The sequence below is a fragment of the Rhodoplanes roseus genome (genome assembly GCF_003258865.1).
Lineage (GTDB): Bacteria > Pseudomonadota > Alphaproteobacteria > Rhizobiales > Xanthobacteraceae > Rhodoplanes > Rhodoplanes roseus.
Window position 1 is genome coordinate 1 of record NZ_NPEX01000684.1, and the last position, 384, is coordinate 384.

The 384-nt window shown below is 65.4% G+C and carries 1 pseudogene; it reads left to right on the forward strand.

Going from position 1 to position 384, the window contains the following annotated elements:
* Window positions 1-286 (forward strand): annotated as a pseudogene (locus CH341_RS35495) (hypothetical protein); the annotation flags it as partial.
* Window positions 287-384 lie beyond the last annotated feature (98 nt).

Here is a 384-nt window from a genome sequence, read left to right on the forward strand (position 1 = left end):
GTATTTTCGACTGGATTCCGGGTCCGGCGCTGCGCGCCGTCCCGGAATGACCAATCTCGCAAAGCCCTCGCTGCGGGGACGACGACGATCGGAGGCGGTGCCGGTTGTGTCATCTCGAGCCGAAAGCGGAACGCTCCCCACACTTTTCGTGTGGGAAGCCGCGGCCCTTCTGGGTGTCCATCTGGCGCGCGAGATCGCCAGGACGCTGCACATCGGAACGACGAATGATCTGACCTGGCGCGTCTACGAGCATCGCGGAAAGTTCGTTCCGGGTGCGAGCCCCTGATGGGCCGTCTCTGAACGCCGCTGCGGCCTCTCCTCCGTCGTGCGCCGCGAAGGGGGAAGGTTTTGCACAATCCGTCATTCCGGGGCGCGCCGAAGGCG